We start from the raw sequence: 19,075 nt of genomic DNA, 5'->3' as shown, positions 1-19,075 counted from the left end.
TGTAACATCCCCCCTCAGGGATTATCAATTTAGACTATAACATATCCAGAATTCCTTCATTCTCAATAATGATCATGCCCTGTCTGTCAGTAGTAATACCTTTCTGCAGCTGGTATGTATACTGAGGCACGTTATTGTTCATGATGGTTGGAAGGAATTCAAACGCGATCTGCGATCCACCATTATTCAATGCATGTCCGACTTCAAATATATGCGTGGAAATGATAAAGAAACAATTTGTAAAATCAGTGAACGCTTCTGTTACGGCCAGGGTAGCATCATAAGCATCTTTTACGTTTGTACCTTTGAACAGCTCATCAAAGATGACAAATAAAGACTTATCTGTAGCTACTTCTTCCGCTACTTTTTTCACCCTGAGCACTTCCGCATAGAAGTGACTATATCCCTTATTCAGGTCATCAGGCACATTCACAGAAGAATAAATGCCATCCAGTATGGAGAATTTCACCTCTGTAGCCGCTACCGGAAATCCCATATGTGCGAGATAAATGAGGATACCGGTGGACTTCATCAGGGTTGACTTACCTGCCATGTTTGCACCCGTCAGGAACAGGACATTCGTACTGGTATTAAAGGATAATGAGTTCGCGACGCCTTTATCCAGCCCCGGATGTCTCAGTCCCTTCGCTTCCAGCAGATTCCGTTCTTTCGGTAATGCCTGCGCATAGGAGAAGCCTTTTGCTTTGGCCACTCCTGCTACTGCCAGATACAGATCTGTTTCATAGATCAGTTCAAGGAGCGTCTTCAGCTGACTACGAAATACGCCTGTCAGCATATGATGTAAGCGGACATTGTCCATTAAAGACCTGGAAGGCTTATCAAAATCTTTCAATCGTGCATCTGTCGTAATAAGGCGTACAATCTCTGACCATTTTATCCATGGCTGATCTTTATCCCGTCCTTCCTGCTCGAGCTGTTTCAGAAGCTTTCCGCTGGTCTTTAATACAGCGATACTGCTGTCTATACCCGTTAAGGTCAGGTCATATGTATCGTCTTTTACCAGTACCGCTGTTATCTTCTTCCGGCCCAATTCCCATAGCGCCATTACATAGCTGCCGTCACCACCTTCATCCATATAGGCTTCCATACGTTCCAGCTGCTTTTCATCAAAAGGGAAGCTGACAGGATGATCATTGAAATAGCGGAAAATAGCACTTCTGTTGTTGATCGCTTCCACATCCGATAAGGGATGAAGGAACATAGCATCCAGTAATTTCTCGGCGCCCCTGGTTTTTACCTGGTTAAAAAGACTAAAAACAGAACCAGGATTAAATTTGCCTAACAAGGACAAATCGTCTAGCGTTTGTTTGTCTGCAATAAAGCTCATGCGTTCTTATTTACTTTTTTTCTCGCCAGGATATCCAGGATACCTTCGTTTTTAATAATTACCATACCATGTCTGTCAGCCGTAATACCTGATTGCAGTTTATGTGTATATACAGGTTTATTACCTTCCATCAGCGTCGGCAGAAATACGAAATTTATATTTTCACACTTTTCTCTCAATACATCCCCCGCTTCAATGATGTGTGTAGACACAACAAACATGCAGTTCTTTCTGCGGGCGATCGCACTGGTAACGGCGATAGTCGCTTCATGTGCATCCTTTACGTTTGTTCCGCGAAACAATTCATCAAAGATGACAAACAGATACTTATCTCTGCTTAACTCTCTCGCCACATTTTTAATACGCAGTACTTCCGCATAGAAATGACTGGCGCCCATGCTCAGGTTATCCGGCAGGTTGATGGTGGTGAAAATGCCATCCCTTACCGAAAACTCCATTTTAGCAGCCGGTATAGGAAAGCCCATCTGCCCCAGGTACATACAGATGCCCAGGGCCTTCATGAAGGTAGATTTACCTGCCATGTTCGCACCTGTCAGAAAGATCACATTACTGGATGGCGTAATGTTGATGGTATTCGCAACAGGCGTCGTTAACGAAGGATGGTAAAAATCTTCCAGGATAACCGTTTGCTGCTCACGCGGCAGGGCCAGCGGGAAAGAAAAATTTTTCTCTGCCGCGATACGTGCTACAGAGATATAAACGTCTGTCTGATACAGCAGACGAAGCAGACGGCTCATCACCTCCCGTTGCCGGAAGCGGAGTATTTTATCATACTCCGCCACCTTGGCAAAAGGTAGTTTTAGTCTGGCTGGTTCCTGTAAAATCGGTTGTAATTCCTTTTCCTTCAGCAGTAGTTCTATGTCAGCCAGCTCTTTACTGTAAGGAGTGCCGGTCATCTGCCGGCGTATGTTATCAGCGAACTGAATGGTAGTCTGTAAGATCGCAATCAGGCTTTCTACCCCTTTCTCAATTGCCTTATACGCATTGTCTCCTGCTATGAGCTGATTTAATTTTCTCTTCAGGTTGTCCTGCTGATCGCTCAGACGGCTGCGTTCATCAGTATCCTGTAGATACTGCTCTGCACCGTCAAACCAGATCGCATCATAAGGGAATGCTATCCCGTTTGCTCCAAATAAACGAATCGTAGTACTACGTGCATTCACTGCATCTACGTCCGACAATGGATTACGGAACATCTCTTCCAGCAGCTCTGATCCTCCTCTTGTATGCGTGCGGTTGAATATGGCATAGATGCCACCATTTGTGCCGCTTTTACCGAAGATATTCAGATCATTCAGTGTTTGTTTATCCGTCATTAAGCCCATACCAGCAAATATTTTTACTTTCTTTTTCTTCTGATCAATAAGATAGTGCTACCTATCAGCAAAATACCCGGAATAACCCACATGAGGAAGTATTTCAAACCTTTTACACCTTCTTTGGTCAGGAAAATATCGTTATCAGTAGAAGGCGGACGACTTACATCCACCGGTACAGTACCATAAGATAACCAATGGAACATGCCAGGGATCAGTGAAAAGTTAGAGGCACCATAACGTCTGATCGGTGGATTCATACCGCCGTTACTGATACAATCAGCGTCTCCCAGGATCATGATACGCTGTTCTTTGTTACCTACTTTTCTCGACAGGGCATAGGCAGTTACAAAGCTGTCTACTTTTTCACCAGCTGCTTCGTCCACCCAGGCAGAATCATTGACGAAGTCGATCGTTTTAACTTCATTCCATGTTTTCATGGTATCTACGGTCTGCAATACAGGTACTGCCTTAAAGCCTTTCTCAGGACTAAATAACAGACCAGCGCCCTTCACCATTCCTACATATCTGCGTTGCTCGCGCATCAGTTTGTATATCGGTGCGATTTTCTCAGCTGCCGGTGTTGCAACTGACATAACAACGTTCGCTGCTACGTCCTGTTTAGGCTGCACCAACTGACCAGGTATAGTTTTTACGCCAAACTGCTCAATAAAAGCTTCCATTACAGGAGAACCTGGTTTCAATGTAACAGCGAGGTTACCGCCGTTTGCGATATATACGTCCAGTTTCTTTTTGGTAGCGCTATCCAGTGCTTCTTTCATATCTGAAATAACAATGATATCGATACCTTTTGGAATTTCTTTATCACCTGTCAGGTCCAGTGATTCCACGTCGCAACCCTGATTGGTCAGTGCATAACGGAAAGTCTTTACAGAAGAGAAGAGTGTATAGTCTTTAATTCTGTCTCCCTCGATACTTCTTTCTCCGTGTCCCTGCAGGAAACCAATTTTAGGCAGTTTCATCACCATTCTCTTGAACATGGCAGTTACTTCTCCTTCGTTAGGGAATTTCATCATATCCTCGTAGATCCTCAACCAGGCTTTCTGTCCGTTACCTCTCTCCACCAAACGAACAAAGGTATTACCTTCATCGGTCAGGTTCACCTGTTTTTTGATCTGCTCAGGCGTCAGGAACATGTTGATATCCAGGTCACGGATCTCAGCTTCCTTCGCCGCCATTTCAGCAAGGGTTTTATTCTTATAGACAAAGTCCAGTCGCGGATTATTGCTTGGTTTATCGTAGTAATAAACGTACTTCAGTTTAGTTTCCGGTTTGAAACGGATATACTGTTTTAAACGCTCTTTATCTTCATTTACCTGACTGGGAATACCGTTGTAATATTCTCTGTCGAGGATATTCACATAAGTAGTGATCGTCAGATCTCCATCGAGTTTGGCCATCACAGCCTGGCTGTTTGGCGTCAGTGTATTACGTTTCGTCTCTGTGGTATCACAATAAGCCATGAGGATAGGACGGGAAGTAGCATATCCCAGCGCCATCGCCGCCACTACAACTATCGCGTACTTTCCCCATACTGTCGCGAATGACGCATGCGTACGGTTAGCCTGTAACTTCTGAATGCTCAGGGTGAGGAACATAGCGATCACGATAATGAAATACAGGACGTCTTCGCTACAGATCAGGCCCATGATCATCTCATTACAACGACCGGAAATAGACAACCAGTAAGTAATGTCACGGACAAAATCAATATCCTGCCCTACCTGTTTCATATAACTGAGTGCAGCCAGCAGCACCAGGGTACCTAATGCAGCAACTACCTGATAGGAAGTAAGACATGACATAAACAGACCAATAGCCGCATAAGCACACAGCAGCAGGTATAATGACAATAAGCCTGATAATACGGGAGCCAGCTCAAAGTTTTCTACTGTACACATGCCTATCACTACATATATCAGCAGCACACCGATCAGCATCAGGCTATAGAGCATCATGGCCGTGAATTTGCCATAAATGATCTGTGCAGAGGTTACAGGTGAAGAGTACAATAATTTAATGGAACCACTGCTCAGTTCACGGCTCATCAGACCCATAGTCAGCAGCGGCATATACAGGTAGAGATAACCCTGAACGGTCGTAAATAAACCAAGTTGACCAGAGAAAATACCGGCTGTAATAAAGGAATTACCAAAGCCGATGTTCTTGGAACGAACAGCCTCCTGCAAATGCTCTGCAAAGGCCATTCCTGTCTGGAAGGTGAAAACCACCAATATCATCCAGGCAATCGGCGAATAGAACAAGGTGAACAATTCTGCCTTGGCGATCTTAAAAATACGTCTCATTGAATATCTTGTTATCAGATTTATTTATTTTTTTTCTTCGACAGTCTGGCAAATACTTCATCCAGTGAACTCTTCTCGATGATCAGTTCCATCAGTCCCCAATCCTGGCTCACACTGGCAGCAGCAAAGCGTTGTGGTGTCTTCTTTTCACCATCATACCCCAGACGGTATCGGAAAGGAGCTATCTGCTCCACTGATCTGATACCTTCCACACTCATCAGGGCATCACTTACAGGAGGCGTATCCAGCGTTACTACAAGGGTATTCGGCTCTATATAGTTATCAAACATTTCCAGTGAACCGGAGAATACCATCTGTCCTTCTTCGATCATTTTGATCTCTCTGCAGGTAGCCTGTACCTCTGTGAGAATGTGCGTAGAAAGCAGTACGGCACGGTCCAGTGCGATCTGTTTGATCAGGTTACGTACTTCCACGATCTGGTTCGGATCGAGACCATTGGTCGGTTCGTCCAGTACCACAAACTTCGGATTGTGTACGATCGCCTGTGCGATACCTACACGCTGCTGATAACCGCCGGAGAGGTTACGTAACAGACGCTCTCTGAAATGCGCCACACCACACCTTTCCAGCGCATCGGCCACGGCTTTCTTTATCTGCGTTTTCTCTACCATCCTCAGTTCCGCACAATAGGTCAGGTATTCCTCTACCGTAAAGTCGAGATACAAGGGCAGTTTCTGCGGCATAAAGCCAATATTGCGTTTAGCAGCCACAGGGTCTTCTTTCAGGTTGACGCCATTGATAAAGACTTCCCCTTTAGACTGCTTCAGCACCCCACAGATAATATTCATTGTGGTAGATTTACCAGCTCCGTTAGAACCTAGTAGTCCCACAACTCCCTGGCTGCTGATCTCAAAATTTATATCTCTTACCGCCCACTGTGATGCGTAACGGTGAGATAAGTTTTCAACTTTTACGATAGTATGTTCCATTCATTACGGATTGTTTAATAAATAAAATAGCAGGCGTAAGCGCGGCTTACACAATTACCAGCAACAATAAAGATCTGGGAGTAACCAGCTTCCAGTTGCCCGGGGACTGAAGCCCCGGACAATTGGAAGGGTTAGGGATCAATAAGTGGCGTTCGCGATGGCGCGTACGTCAATATTGAATTTGGACTTATAGTAGTTCACTAATAAGTCGAACTTCTGTTTGATCATAGGATATGAAAGATATGATGCCATCTGCGCGTCAGTACGTGTCAGGATAGCAAGAAGGTATGTTGTCTGATCATTACTTTTTGCCTGTGGCCATGAATAGGTACCATAGTACCACTCAGATGGATTTCCGTTTGCCGCATAAGATGTTGGCATAAATCCTCTTTGTCTGAATGCATCAACATTCGCCGGGTTAGACGCATTGATCGGAGATGCCGGGTAAGTCACATAATCACTGATATCATAGAAAGCAGCTGGAAAATCCATGATGTTGTTCTGGATATAGTAGTTCCAGATAACCTGTATCAATATATTCCTTTTTGCCACTTTATCAGCTGATGACATCGTACGGAGCGATGCGTTCATACCGGCAAAGGCGATGGATTTTCCTATTACCTTGTAGTCAAAATACAGATATTCTCTTCCCGGAGGATACCCTACACGGTACTGTTTAATAGTATCTGCCATAAATACACGATAGGGAATACCCTGAGATTTTTTGAAGTCTTCAGGTAAAAACTTCAGCCAGATATCATCCAGGAAATTCAGCATATCCATTGTGTAGGCAGGGTTTGCCAGCACTGCTGTATCAATCTTCGAATTTCCTCCGCCGGTGGATGGTACCCATAAAAAATCCCGCTGTGTAAAATTATACAGGAAGTAAGAGCCGTATGTATTGTAAAGGGATTGAATTTTATTATTGGCTTCCGCCGGAGCATCGCCCTGTGGCAGTACGTAGTCTGCCGGTACATCTATATCCGGCCCAATAGCTGTGTCTTTTTTACAGGAGAACAGCACGGTACTGCAAAGACAGGTGATAATAAATATATGCTTCATAGATGAATGAATTGCTTGTTAGTGTTATTATTGTCCGATTCTGTCAGGCATCTGACCAGATGCGCTCTGTATAAGACCTGGATTCTTCAGCAGCACACTTGTAGGGAAAGGCAATACATACATAGCGTCATTTTTTGTGAGTTTGTATTGTAATACGCTCTCTCCCAGGTCATGCTGATAACGATGTGAGATTTCAGGCATACCATAACGACGCAGATCAAACCAACGGAAACCTTCGTAAGCGAACTCTTTACGACGCTCGTCTCTTATCGCCTGCAACAAAGTAGCCTTATCGCCAATTACTTCATTCGCGTATCCGGCAATACGCTTACGGCGCAGGTCATTCAGGTCTTTCAATGCACCACCCAGGTCGTCTAGTTGCACGCTTGCTTCGGCCCTGTTCAGCAACGCTTCTGAGGAACGTAAAGTCTGCGCCAGATCGGACCCTGTAGGCAGTTTTGACACCAGTGGTACGCCTGTATTTAACACAGAAAATCCCACTCTGTACCTTGCATCGTTCGTTGCATCATATGTTGAAAGGAACATTGCTGACGGTGTGTAAGTGCTCTGATCGGCCTGTGTATTACCACCAAACACCCACTCTACTTCCGCGTTATTGTAATTGAGCCAGTTACCCGATTTCGTATCCAGGGTAGTCATGTCTATCAGCTTACCACCCTGTTCAAATACCTTGTTAGCTTCTGCCACACTTTCTTTCCATCTTTCCATATAGAGGAATACCCTTGACAGCAGAATATGAATAGCTGGCTGGTTGATATGAAAATCTTTACGTATGATCTGCAATGGGTCCATCAGAGAGGCTGCTTCCTGTAAGTCATGTACTACCAGGTCATATACATCTCCGACGGTAGCCTGGACCATTGGTTCCGCAACAATTGAGGAAGAGAGCTTTAATGGCACACAAAGCGACTTCGGATTATGGTTATAAGGCTCCCCATATAAATTAGCAAGACGGAAATAATACATGGCACGTACCGCTAATGCCTCCGCTTTTACACGGTCTTTTTCCTGTTGCGTACCGATTGATTTGTCGATATTATCCAGCACGGCATTACAACCCAGAATTTTTGTGTAATACTGTGCATAGGTAGTGGAGGCGGGATCTTCAGCGATCAATATGCCTAATCCGTTGATGTCAGCTAATTTAGGCTGCCAGGTATACCACATGTAATATTGTTGTGCATCGTAGCTACCTACAACATTAGACGGATCATTGTCATATTCCAGGAAGAAATCAACATCATCATCCATGAAATACAGGTAATTCATCGGCTCAGAGTTAGTCATGTATCCGGAACCTATCAATAATTCCCTGAAGTCAGTCGCCGTCTTAGGAATCACGTCACTCTGCGATTTCTCCTCCAAAAATTTCGTACAACCGCTTAAGGTAAGCAGACCGGCAAGGCCGGCTATTAAGAATAACTTACGTTTCATTCGCTTTAATGTTAGAGTGTCATGTTAAATGAAAGGGACGCCATCCTGCGCGCAGGCCAGCCAGACGTTTCCGGATCATATCCTCTCCATTTCTTATCAAAAGTGATCAGGAACGGATTCGTTAAGCTGAGTGATGTGCTCAGACGCTTAATATGTACTTTTTGCAGGAGCGACTGTGCAAATTCGTAGTTCAGCGACATCTGACGACAACGGATAAAGTCAGCATTGCCCACCATATAATCGGATGAATTATATAATGTGTATGGTGTCAGAGTCGTTGACGCATTTAACTGCGGGAGTCTCAGCTCATAGTAGCGTGGGTTTCCCGGAGGGATAACCGGCACATTGGTATTTAATTCATCACCCGGATGCTGCCAGCGTTCTTTCAGGATACGCGGCACATTCTGTTCAGGCGTTGGAGCGCCACTGGCGTTGTAATAGGCAGGTATACGCTTGCTGGCGCCAAATGCCACCGCAAACTGTGCATAGAAAGTGATGTTCTTATATCTCAGCATCGTATTGGCACCACCTGAAAAATCAGGTTCCAGCTTCCCTGTCTTCACGAGATAATCAAGATCATTGGCAGTCGGTTTAATATCCAGTTTATTGAACATCGGGATGCCTGTATTGTGATTCAACCCTGCATATGAATAAGAATAGAAAGTAGAATACGCTTCACCGTTTACAATCGCCTGGCCACTCAGATAGTCGCTAAGCAGATTTACTCTTTCATTATCCTTCACCTTGTTTCTTGCCAGACCGGTATTTGCAGATACCTGCCAGGTAAAGTCTTTCGTTCTGACCGGCGTAAAACTTACAAGCAGGTCATATCCCTGATTTTCCAACTGGGAACCAAAGACAGTTGCTGCACTCATACCATTTTCAACGGGTACCTGACGAGGTGCAAGTACATTACTTGTTTTCCTGTAGTAGTTGGCAGTCGCATTAAATCTGCCATTAAATAAAGAAACATCTATTCCCAGATTCCAGGTTTTGGTTTTTTCCCAACCTAAATCAGGATAAGGCAGGGATTTGATGTTGAGCGTATACTGTCTGAACTGGTTGTTCAGTCCACCATCAGTAGCGATCAGGTACGGAGATACGGCCTCTACCGCATTACCCTGGTAACCATAGGTAGCTGACAGGTCCAGCGCATTCAGCCATGTATTATTGCGAAGGAATTTCTCGTTAGCAGCACGCCATCTTCCACCCAGTGACCAGGTAGGTTGAAAACGCTTGTTTTTATCCTGACCGAAACGGTTGGAAGCATCGAGACGTGCATTAAAGTTGAAGATGTAACGGGAAGCATATGCATATACCGCAGAGAAATATTCACTCAGGAAGTTGCTTTCCTGGTTCACAATTCTTGAATTCAACCGCATTTCTTCATGCAGGTCTCCTGGGCTTTTATTACCAATGAATACCGGATTTAAAGGCACTGGTGCAAAGCTCTCACCACGGTAATGTAAATATCCGTATCGGGTATTGGTGTTTCCTTCTGTGATAGTAGATCTTGCCTCTAAACCACCCTGAAAGGTCACATTATGCAGTTCCCCGAATAAGTGGTTGTAAACAAGGGCATTTCTAACCGTATATCCTCTGTTAGAAGCGCTCTCCAGCTGTGCCAATCCACCAAAAGGCAGACGGCTCGCCAGTTCCTCAGGACTATTGGAAGGCACTGTACCGAATTCATACCCTCTGTATTGTGTTATAAAATTAGAGAGTTCGGTAGCATAGGACTTTATGCTTGAACTAGCGGAAGTATAAGACAGGAGCCCCTGGTATTCCAGGCCTTTTGCCACCTGGTAACGTACGTCTATCGTTGATCCCAGTGTGGTCGTGTTGTTTTTATTACTTGTATTGTCTAATTCATTCTGAATATTATACAGATAAGATAGTTTGCTTGGATAAACGCTACTACCACCTTTGGTACTCAGTTTTTCATGGTAGAAAAACGTACCATCATCATTGTACATCGGAATGGTTCTGGACGTTTTATACGCATAGTCAAACGGATTCACATCATATGCAAAACCATCTGTTGTACGAACAGTACCATTCAACAGGAAGTTTACAGTAAACCTCTTACCAAACTTCAACGTCGTATTGGAGGACGCAGAGAAAGTACTTAAATCATTTCCTTTAGCCTCACCTTTTTGCTGCTGCACGTTGAAGGAAGTTCTGTTCATGATCTTTTCTGTACCACCCGTAATGCTCACACTATGGTTCTGGTTAAATGAATTACGGAAAAGCAGTTTAAACCAGTCTGTATTCTGGTTTTCCATTTTCCTGAACTTCGCCTGATAAGTAGCGTAGTCGATCTCCTTATTCTGTAATTGCTGGATCAGCTCACCATAACCAATAGGCAGAACGGTACTGGTATAGCTGTCACGATTGGCGTATACCTCTTTAGAGAACTGCATCAGCTCCTGAGAGTTCATCAGGTCGTACATGCTATAATTAGGACGCTGGCCAACAGACAGTGTATTGGAATAAGAAACGGACAATTGACCAGGGCGTGCTTTTTTGGTAGTGAGGACGATCACACCATTTGCAGCCTGTGAACCGTAGATAGCAGTAGCAGACGCGTCCTTTAATACAGTAATTGTTTCGATATCGTTCGGATTCAACCAGGCGATAGCGTTGGAGGCGATTAATCTCAGTTCTGTTGCATCGCCAGCCAGAGACCCGCTTCCATTAGGGATAGGCAGTGGATCACGTTGAATGATACCATCCACAACCCACAAGGGCTCCTGGTTACCCAGAATAGTGGAAGTACCACGGATACGGATCTTAGGACTACCACCCACCTGACCGGTCTGTGTAATTACAGACATACCAGGAACGACACCCTGTAACATCTGGTCGATGGAGGTTTCACCCGCCACTTTTATATCATCGGCTCTTACGGAATATACAGCACCAACATAGTTACCTTTGTTGACGTTCATATAACCCGTAATCACCACGTTATTCATTTCAAAATCCTTTCTGTTCAGGGTAATATTCAACACCAGGTTATTACCTTCTGTTACAAACAGGGAACCGGCCTGGGCCTTATTGAGTGTATAGGCGGAATATCCGTTCGCCGATTTCTGTACGGCAATTTCAAGTGTTTCAAATCCCAGCATGGAAATCACGATCACCGCGTTTTCAGTTGGGTGGTTGAAGTAAAAAGTACCGGTGTTGTTGGTAATGGTACCATTCACAGTATTTTTAATTCTTACCGACACGCCTGGCAGTAATTCACCTGTGGTAGCACGTATTGTACCTGTGATGGTAGTCGGAGGCAGTGCCTCTGCGGCTTTCCGCGATAATACGATCGTCTTGTTTTTGATAAGATAAGTAACAGGGAGATCTTTCAGCATTTCATCCAGGAATTCCGTTAACGGCATATCCTTTGCTGAAACCGATACTGTTGCGGTTTCGCTGATGGTATTTGTATTGCTGAATACAACATATCCGGTTTGCTGCTTGATGGCAGAAAAAACTTGCTTGTAAGGTATAGTTTTACCCGATATAGAGATAGTTTGTGCATGACCTGTAGCAGCGGCCTGCAAGATGACGGTAATTAATAATACAGCGGTCAGTTTCATAGCCAGAAAGATTTTGGTTAGGCTGGCGCTTGTAACCCGGCGATCGGGTGGCCAATAGCGTTTTTTTTGCATAAATTGCATCAGATTTGGTTGTTAATAAATGTGAATCGAAAAAGACATTAATGGACTAACCAGGTCATTTTAAACGTCACGGCCGCAATCCGTGACGTTTTTTATTGGTTAGTTTTTGACAATACATCTCCTGACCGGAGTCCCCCCAGTAATTAATTACGCTTTAGGCATAGCTTTGGTTGTTTATTTGTTTAACACGATGAGCTTGCGTCCCTCCACCCTAAAGTCGACCTGAAATCTCTTTAAAATATCCAATAGATCCGTTAAGGCAATCTGCCTGGTCATTTCCCCGATAAACTTATCTGCATTCGGAATACCATTCTCATATACCACTTCTATGTCATACCATCGTTCTAACTCCCGCATGACTTCTTCAAGGTTAGCGCCGTCAAAGTTGAACAATCCATTTTTCCAGGCTAATATTTTCTCCGGATCCTGATTATCTGTTATGGTGATCTTATTATTTATTATCCCCGCCTGTTGGCCTTGCTGTAGTGTTACAGCCTTTTTATGATCGGTTGATGGCACGCCTACCCTTATGCTACCAGCAATAAGTGTGGCACGGATAGCGCGCTCGTTCTCGTATGCATTCACATTAAAAGAAGTACCTAAGACTTCTATATCGAGCTTGTCTTTAACTGCTACAATAAAAGGTTTATTTGCATTCTTTATGACATCAAAATATACCTCTCCGGTTACTTCTACCCTTCTTTCATTACCGGTGAAACTGGTGGGAAATCTGATAGAACTGGCCGCATTCAGCCATACATTGGTCCCGTCGGGCAGTGTTACCTGGAATTGTCTGCCTGCGGGTGTAGTCATTATATTATACTGAACATCCATATTTCCGTTTGTGGTCGGATCGTACACCAACTGGCCTTCGGAGAGTACGATGGATGCGCCGCTCTGATTAGCTACTATACCACTGTGCAGGCTATCCAGGACTACTTCCCGGCCGTCTGACAGTGTTAGAATGGCTCCTTGTTTACCAGGCTCGATATTGACCGGAACTGACGCTATTACAGCCGGTCTGTTGTGGAGACGTGATGCCCAGTAATAAGAACCACCAACTAAAAGCATGGCGATCGCTGCTGCCCAACCCCATTTTCTCAGGTAAACAGGGCGGATGCGTGCAGGCTCGGCATTAAATTCAGGTATATGCTGACTAATCTTCCGGCTTATTTTGTTCGAATCATAGGTATAGAACTGCTGCAGATGCGTGGTGAGTTGCTCAGGATCAGTCATCTGTTCAAACAGATCACGGTGGTGGTCTTCAGCATTGATCCATGCTGTCAGCTCCATCTCCTCAGCTTCATTCAGGCTGTTATCAAGATATTTAGCGATTAATGCGGCTATATAATGATTCTTTTCTGTCATGCTATACTACTAAAACAACTAACTCCACTTTATATACCGGTCAACTTTAAATTTTTTTAAAGTTTTTTTTACCGGTGTAGCATATTCAATGCTAAAACGAGCATGGGCAAGGAAAGTAACTTATTTTTAAGAATGGCGGTACGCAGTAATGCCACCCCTTTGGCTTTTTGATTCAGCACTGTCTGATAAGCCATATTTAATTCATCGGCGATTTCGGGAGCGCTTTTCCCTTCTATAATGGCCAGGCGCACTACCTGCCGGCATTGTGGTGGTAATTTTTCTATTTCTCCTGATATGATCTGTAGAACTTCTGTCTTTATATATGCATTCTCTACATCTATTGAAAAGCGTTCAGCTCCCCTTTCTATGGAGTCATGAATATTATCGTGGCGTTTTTGTGCCTTTATATAATTAAGTGCCGCATTTTTAGCTGCGGTGAACAGGAAAGACTTTAGTTGTCCTAATGAAGGGAAATCCTCTTTTCGCTGAAAGGCGTTGATAAAACATTCTGAAACAATATCCTCAGCTGCCATAGTATCCCCTATCAGCTGCTCTGTAAAAAAACAAAGTGACTGTTGATAGAGCGTATATACCTGGTGCAAAGCTTTTCTGTCTCCTCGCTGAAAGGCGGAAATCAGCTCAATTTCTTCATATGCTGTTCTGGCTGACAATTCGGTTAAATCCAATTGAAGTCACAAACTATGTTAAAAAAATTTAACGCTCAAGAGTATCTCGCAAATATTTAAAATATAATTAAACAGTATATAATATAAAATTGGCGATCATCCCTATAAAAATTCCATGCAGTGGCTTTAAAACAATTAGTTATCATGCAAAAACGGACTGAGCAGGGCTCTTTATCTGCAAGTTTACATGACCAGCCATTCAATCCGGCTTATATTTGTTACATGCCTGAAGCCGCCGCATTTATCGACCGTATCAAAAGTGCCTATACTAAAGAGGAGCTGCCTGCCAAAACTTTGCTGGTAAGAGAAGGCGCATCCGCCCGGAAACTATATTATATTGACAAGGGCTGCTGCAGGTGCTGGTTTAATAATGATGGTACAGATGTTACATTTCAGTTTCTTTTTGAAGGTAGCTTTGCCTCATCACTGGAAACTATGACTTCCGGTGCGCCGAGCTGGTATAGTATTGAAACGCTGGAACCGACGGTCGCTTACAGCGTACCGATAGAACGCTTCAGAAATGCACAGGAGAACAATCCATTAGCCAAAGCGTCTTACCTGCAATATATTGAACAGGGTCTGATGCATTTTCAGCAACTGTTTGTTGCACATATCAAAGACAGTCCTGAAAAAAGGTACCGGGAACTACTTGCCAATCATCCTGAGATCATCCGGCGGATACCCCAACATTACATCGCTTCTTTTCTTGGTATCACTTCCGTATCTCTCAGCCGCATCCGCAACCGGAAGTGATTAATTAACAATTGTTATCGTCTGACGGGATTTGTTGCGGGTAATTTTGCCTCAACAAAACATCCATCACGTGCATCACACTAAAGTATTAATAATAGGCGCTGGTCCGGTAGGTTTGACCTTAGCCTGTGAACTCGCCAGACGCCATGTCTCCTTCCGTATTATTGAACGTGCAGCAGTTGCCCCTCAGGGTTCACGCGCCAAAGCATTACAGCCACGTAGTCTGGAGATACTAAACGATTTCGGTATTACCGAAGATCTCATGCGTATAGGGACTACTGACCTCCCCTATCGCAAATTTCAGGGCAATAAAATGACAGGCGAAACACCCCGCACCGGCTTTCCCCGCAATGATACCCGTTACCCTAAAACTTTACTGCTGCCGCAGCCTGAAGTGGAAAAGGCATTACGGGTAAAGTTGCAGGACCTGGGAGGTACAGTAGAATGGGCAACAACATTAGCAGCGTTCAACCAGACAAATGAGGGGATCGACTGTTACCTGGAACATGCGGACCAGCGCGAAGCGTTACATTGTAATTATATGGTAGCCTGTGACGGCGGTAAAAGTACGACCCGTAAAAAACTGGGGATTGATTTTATTGGCGAAACGCACCAGGAAGAACAGCTCTGGGTAGGCGATGTTGAAGTGGAGGGACTGGCGCGGGATGCCTGGTACAATTGGTTAAGTCCTGTTTTCGGTATAGCATTCGCACTGTTCCCATTCAAAAATAGTCATATATGGCAATTACAGGCCGTTATGCCGCCCGATCAGGATGGCAACGTACCCTTACCTACCCTGGAAGACTTTAACCGGCTTTTTAAGGAGCGGACGCAAATGGAGGGTGTCACACTCATAAATAGTACCTGGCAATCCGTTTACCGCGTAAATATACGCCGGGCGGAACGCTATCGTGCGGGCAATGCTTTTATTGCAGGTGATGCGGGGCATGTACATTCCATTGCAGGTGGAATGGGCATGAATACAGGTATACAGGATGCATATAATCTGGGGTGGAAACTGGCGGCTGTGATCAATGGTCAGGCTAACGACAACCTGCTGGATACCTATGGCGAAGAACGTATTCCTATAGCGGACTGGCTGCTGGAAACCACCTCTCAAAGACAGAAGGTATTGTTAGCTGGTGCTACGAGTGGTAAGAGTGGTTTTGAATCCCTTCGTACCAGCGATACTACTCAGCTAAATCTTCATTACCGTGGTAGTTCTTTATGCAGAACAGGTCAACCCACTGCAACTGGTCTGGAAGCCGGAGACCGGGCGCCTGATGTGCAGCTGGAAAATGGAAGCTGGTTGTCAGATCAGTTGCGCGGAACTGAATGGAAGCTGCTGCTTTTTAGTGGGGAGAGATTAAGTGGTCAGCAGCTGAAGGTAATCAGCAGTTCAGACGAACGTATCAGCAAAGCTTACGGTATAAATACAGGAGTTGTGTTGATCAGGCCTGATGGATATATTGCTTTAATTGCTGCCGAAGCCAGAGAAGCACTGGACTATTTAAACGCTTTAAATCGATAGTCTGTCTGATAAAACTAAAAACCGGCAAGCCCTCGCTTGCCGGATGTGTCCTACATCTTACTTCGCAATCTGCAAAAGCAGCTCGCTTACCTTATCTGCCTGTGTGAGCATCGGGCAGTGTCCTGATTCAATGGAGTAAACATTTTTAATACCAGCAGCAGCGATCATCTTTTTCTGCAGATCGATCGTGATTGCATGGTCCTGGATGGTTTGAATATAATATTTGGGAACGCCCGCGAAAGCCGGGTTCTTTAAGAATACTTTATCCGCCTGTGGAGCGATAGGCTCTGGCCTGTTATTATCCATAAGCAGCTTTTTTACGGCATCATTGGCATCCTGTGCAAAGACAGGAACGATCTTATCGTTCGAGATAATAGCCAGCGAGCCATCCGCAGAAAACTCCAGTGACGGACCAAATAAAGAATTAGGATCCATGGTCGTCAACTCAAGAATGGATTGGTTATTCGCAGGAACAAAACCTGCCAGGTATACGAGTCTTTCCACCTTGTTAGGAATTGAGTCGGTAACAGCGGTAATGATGGCACCTCCAAGACTATGACCTACTAATACAACCGGACCGTTTGCGGCGTTGATTGCGGTTATAACTTTATCACGATACGTGTTGATGGTAATTTTCTTAGGGTTAGTCTGGTCTTGTCCATGGCCTGGCAGCTCCACTACAACAACGTTGTTTCCTGCAGCTTCCAGTTTTGTTTTTACAAACTGCCATGCATAGGGGGCCTGAAAGGCACCGTGTACCAGTACAAAGGTTTTTGAGGGATGTTGATCATCGTTGTCATCTTTAGAGCAACTGCTAAAAGTGAAAAGAGCAACTATTGCCAGTAAGCCTAAATAGACAAATGGTCTTGCGATACGCATTCCTAAATGTGTTTTCATGTCTGTGTGATTAATTTCCACAAACCTCGGCCGATTCTGTCTGCCGATTTTTCACTTAGGTTAATTTTCGTAAAAGTTGCGCGACATACGAGGTGACATTCCTATAATTCAACGTAGTGTATAAACGTTTTGAGGGTTACTTTTCTTCCTGTGGGTTTTCTTTCTTTAGAATTCCTTTTGCTACACTTTCATGCAGTAATTGTTCTGCGTATGCCCAGATAGCAGCAGAGCCGTTTTGGATCGCTTTTTTCTTATCGTATACCTTTTGATAGTCAACATTAAATTCTACCCAGGTGCCGCCATTATTTGAAGTATTCTGCAATAATGGCTCAAACCTGTCCATTGTTTTTGCAAACTTTGCATCATCGGTAACTCCTTCTTCAAACTCTTCCCATATGGCTATGAATTCCTGTGCCTGTGCTTCCGGCAACATACCAAAGATACGCTGTGCAGCAAGGCGTTCTTCATCTGTATTCGTATGATTCTTCGCCGTATCATAGATAAAAGTGTCGCCTGCATCAATCTCTACCAGGTCATGGATCAGGACCATCTTTAACACCCGCAATACATCAATTGGTTTGTCGGCATGCTCTGCCAGCACGAGTGTCATCATGGCTAAATGCCAGCTATGTTCTGCATCATTCTCGTGCCTGTCGCTATTAAATAGTTTAGTTCTCCGCAGGATGTATTTTAACTTATCGATTTCCTTGATAAAAGCTACCTGTTGTAACAATTTGTTTGTGTTCATCAGTTTGCGCGTTATATGGTAATATAAAACGCAAAGGTAAGTTGTCGAACACAATAATGGCATGTAACCGATGTAAAAACAAAATAGCTTCACACGTCTGTGAAAGCTATTTTAAAGTACAATCGCTATAGCGTATTTTCTATATTACCGGGAAATTGCCGCCATCTATAGCATAATTCGCACCTGTAATATAAGAAGCCCTGGGTGTAACCAGGAAATAGATCAGTTCTGCTGTTTCTGCCGGATCTGCCATTCTGCCAAGAGGAACACCACCAACTCTTTCGAATAGCTTTTGTGTGATCGCTTCGACTGTAAGACCGGCATTCTGCGCCAGATCCTTCAGGAAAGCCGACATTGCCTCTGTATTATTCAAACCTGGCGATACGGTGATGACCCTGACTCCTTTAGCAGCAACCTCCTGCGAAAGTGCCTTACTGTAGGCATTTAAGGCTGCTTTGGCGGTAGTGTAGGCCATGGTAGACTCCCAAATAGGGAACTGGCCGGTGGTAGATGATATATGAATAATAACACCACTTCCCTGCTCCATCATTTTTGGCAATAAAACCCGGTCCAGGCGGACCGACGACAATAGATTGATCTGCATTGCCTGATCCCAGTGCTCATCTGTTAAAGTGCTGAATCCTCCACCTGGAAAAGTATTAGCGCCCATGTTGTTGATGAGGATATCCACTCCGCCAAACAACGATTGAATTTCTGTAGCTACTTTAATCACTTCTGCTGGCTGAGAAAGATCAGCTGGTATGAAATGGTAGTCAGTATGAGGTTCATCCGGCTGATTACGGGCAGTAACGATCACTTTTGCACCTGCCGCCAGTAGTCTGGCAGTAACTGCTTTTCCAATGCCTTTGGTACCGCCTGTTACGAGGGCTATTTTTCCTTTGAGTTCTCCCTGTTGGTCTTGTTGATTGTTCATGT

General features: G+C 44.3%; 14 protein-coding genes. 2 read left to right on the top strand and 12 right to left on the bottom strand.

Annotation, left to right across the window (positions count from 1 at the left end; genetic code table 11):
• Positions 1-34: 34 nt before the first annotated feature.
• The 9 genes from BMZ72_RS33915 to BMZ72_RS33875 all read right to left on the bottom strand — a co-directional run bounded on the left by BMZ72_RS33915 (position 35) and on the right by BMZ72_RS33875 (position 14,210).
• Positions 35-1,348, bottom strand: coding sequence for a MutS-related protein (locus BMZ72_RS33915; protein WP_089815559.1), 1,314 nt, complete (start codon positions 1,346-1,348; stop codon positions 35-37).
• Positions 1,345-2,694, bottom strand: a complete 1,350-nt coding sequence (locus tag BMZ72_RS33910; protein WP_089815557.1) for a MutS-related protein — start codon at positions 2,692-2,694, stop codon at positions 1,345-1,347. The genes BMZ72_RS33915 and BMZ72_RS33910 overlap by 4 nt, the downstream gene beginning before the upstream one ends.
• Before the next feature lie 14 nt (positions 2,695-2,708).
• Positions 2,709-5,012: a Gldg family protein gene (locus BMZ72_RS33905; protein WP_089815554.1), complete on the bottom strand. Its 2,304-nt coding sequence runs from the start codon at positions 5,010-5,012 to the stop codon at positions 2,709-2,711.
• 20 nt (positions 5,013-5,032) lie between these two features.
• Positions 5,033-5,962: an ABC transporter ATP-binding protein gene (locus tag BMZ72_RS33900; RefSeq protein ID WP_089815552.1), complete on the bottom strand. Its 930-nt coding sequence runs from the start codon at positions 5,960-5,962 to the stop codon at positions 5,033-5,035.
• 138 nt (positions 5,963-6,100) lie between these two features.
• Complete coding sequence (locus BMZ72_RS33895) at positions 6,101-7,024, bottom strand: zinc-binding metallopeptidase (RefSeq protein ID WP_089815551.1); 924 nt, start codon at positions 7,022-7,024, stop codon at positions 6,101-6,103.
• 27 nt (positions 7,025-7,051) lie between these two features.
• Positions 7,052-8,479, bottom strand: coding sequence for a RagB/SusD family nutrient uptake outer membrane protein (locus BMZ72_RS33890; protein ID WP_089815549.1), 1,428 nt, complete (start codon positions 8,477-8,479; stop codon positions 7,052-7,054).
• A gap of 11 nt (positions 8,480-8,490) precedes the next feature.
• Positions 8,491-12,075, bottom strand: a complete 3,585-nt coding sequence (locus tag BMZ72_RS33885) for a SusC/RagA family TonB-linked outer membrane protein (protein WP_089815673.1) — start codon at positions 12,073-12,075, stop codon at positions 8,491-8,493.
• A gap of 255 nt (positions 12,076-12,330) precedes the next feature.
• Positions 12,331-13,524 carry a FecR family protein gene (locus BMZ72_RS33880; RefSeq protein WP_089815547.1) on the bottom strand — a complete coding sequence of 398 codons (1,194 nt, stop codon included), beginning with the start codon at positions 13,522-13,524 and terminating at the stop codon, positions 12,331-12,333.
• A 68-nt stretch (positions 13,525-13,592) separates the two neighbouring features.
• The gene (locus BMZ72_RS33875; protein ID WP_089815545.1) at positions 13,593-14,210 is read right to left on the bottom strand and encodes an RNA polymerase sigma factor; all 618 of its coding nucleotides are present in this window, start codon (positions 14,208-14,210) and stop codon (positions 13,593-13,595) included.
• Between the two features lie 144 nt (positions 14,211-14,354).
• Between BMZ72_RS33875 and BMZ72_RS33870 the strand changes: the two genes are divergently transcribed.
• Positions 14,355-14,963 (top strand): Crp/Fnr family transcriptional regulator, encoded by a 609-nt coding sequence (locus BMZ72_RS33870; RefSeq protein WP_255373363.1) that lies wholly within the window; start codon positions 14,355-14,357, stop codon positions 14,961-14,963.
• Positions 14,964-15,033: 70 nt separating this feature from the next.
• Entirely contained in the window at positions 15,034-16,494 is a 1,461-nt protein-coding gene (locus tag BMZ72_RS33865) for an FAD-dependent monooxygenase (protein ID WP_177223013.1), read from the top strand.
• 57 nt (positions 16,495-16,551) lie between these two features.
• Here the strand turns inward: BMZ72_RS33865 and BMZ72_RS33860 are convergent, their stop codons facing one another.
• The 3 genes from BMZ72_RS33860 to BMZ72_RS33850 all read right to left on the bottom strand — a co-directional run bounded on the left by BMZ72_RS33860 (position 16,552) and on the right by BMZ72_RS33850 (position 19,073).
• The gene (locus BMZ72_RS33860; protein ID WP_089815541.1) at positions 16,552-17,391 is read right to left on the bottom strand and encodes an alpha/beta fold hydrolase; all 840 of its coding nucleotides are present in this window, start codon (positions 17,389-17,391) and stop codon (positions 16,552-16,554) included.
• A gap of 136 nt (positions 17,392-17,527) precedes the next feature.
• The gene (locus BMZ72_RS33855; protein WP_089815539.1) at positions 17,528-18,139 is read right to left on the bottom strand and encodes an HD domain-containing protein; all 612 of its coding nucleotides are present in this window, start codon (positions 18,137-18,139) and stop codon (positions 17,528-17,530) included.
• A 139-nt stretch (positions 18,140-18,278) separates the two neighbouring features.
• Complete coding sequence (locus tag BMZ72_RS33850; RefSeq protein ID WP_089815537.1) at positions 18,279-19,073, bottom strand: SDR family oxidoreductase; 795 nt, start codon at positions 19,071-19,073, stop codon at positions 18,279-18,281.
• Positions 19,074-19,075 lie beyond the last annotated feature (2 nt).

It is taken from the genome of Chitinophaga sp. YR627, assembly GCF_900114995.1.
Lineage (GTDB): Bacteria > Bacteroidota > Bacteroidia > Chitinophagales > Chitinophagaceae > Chitinophaga.
The sequence above is the reverse complement of the archived record's forward strand: the minus strand, read 5'-3'. Positions and strand labels throughout refer to the sequence as shown.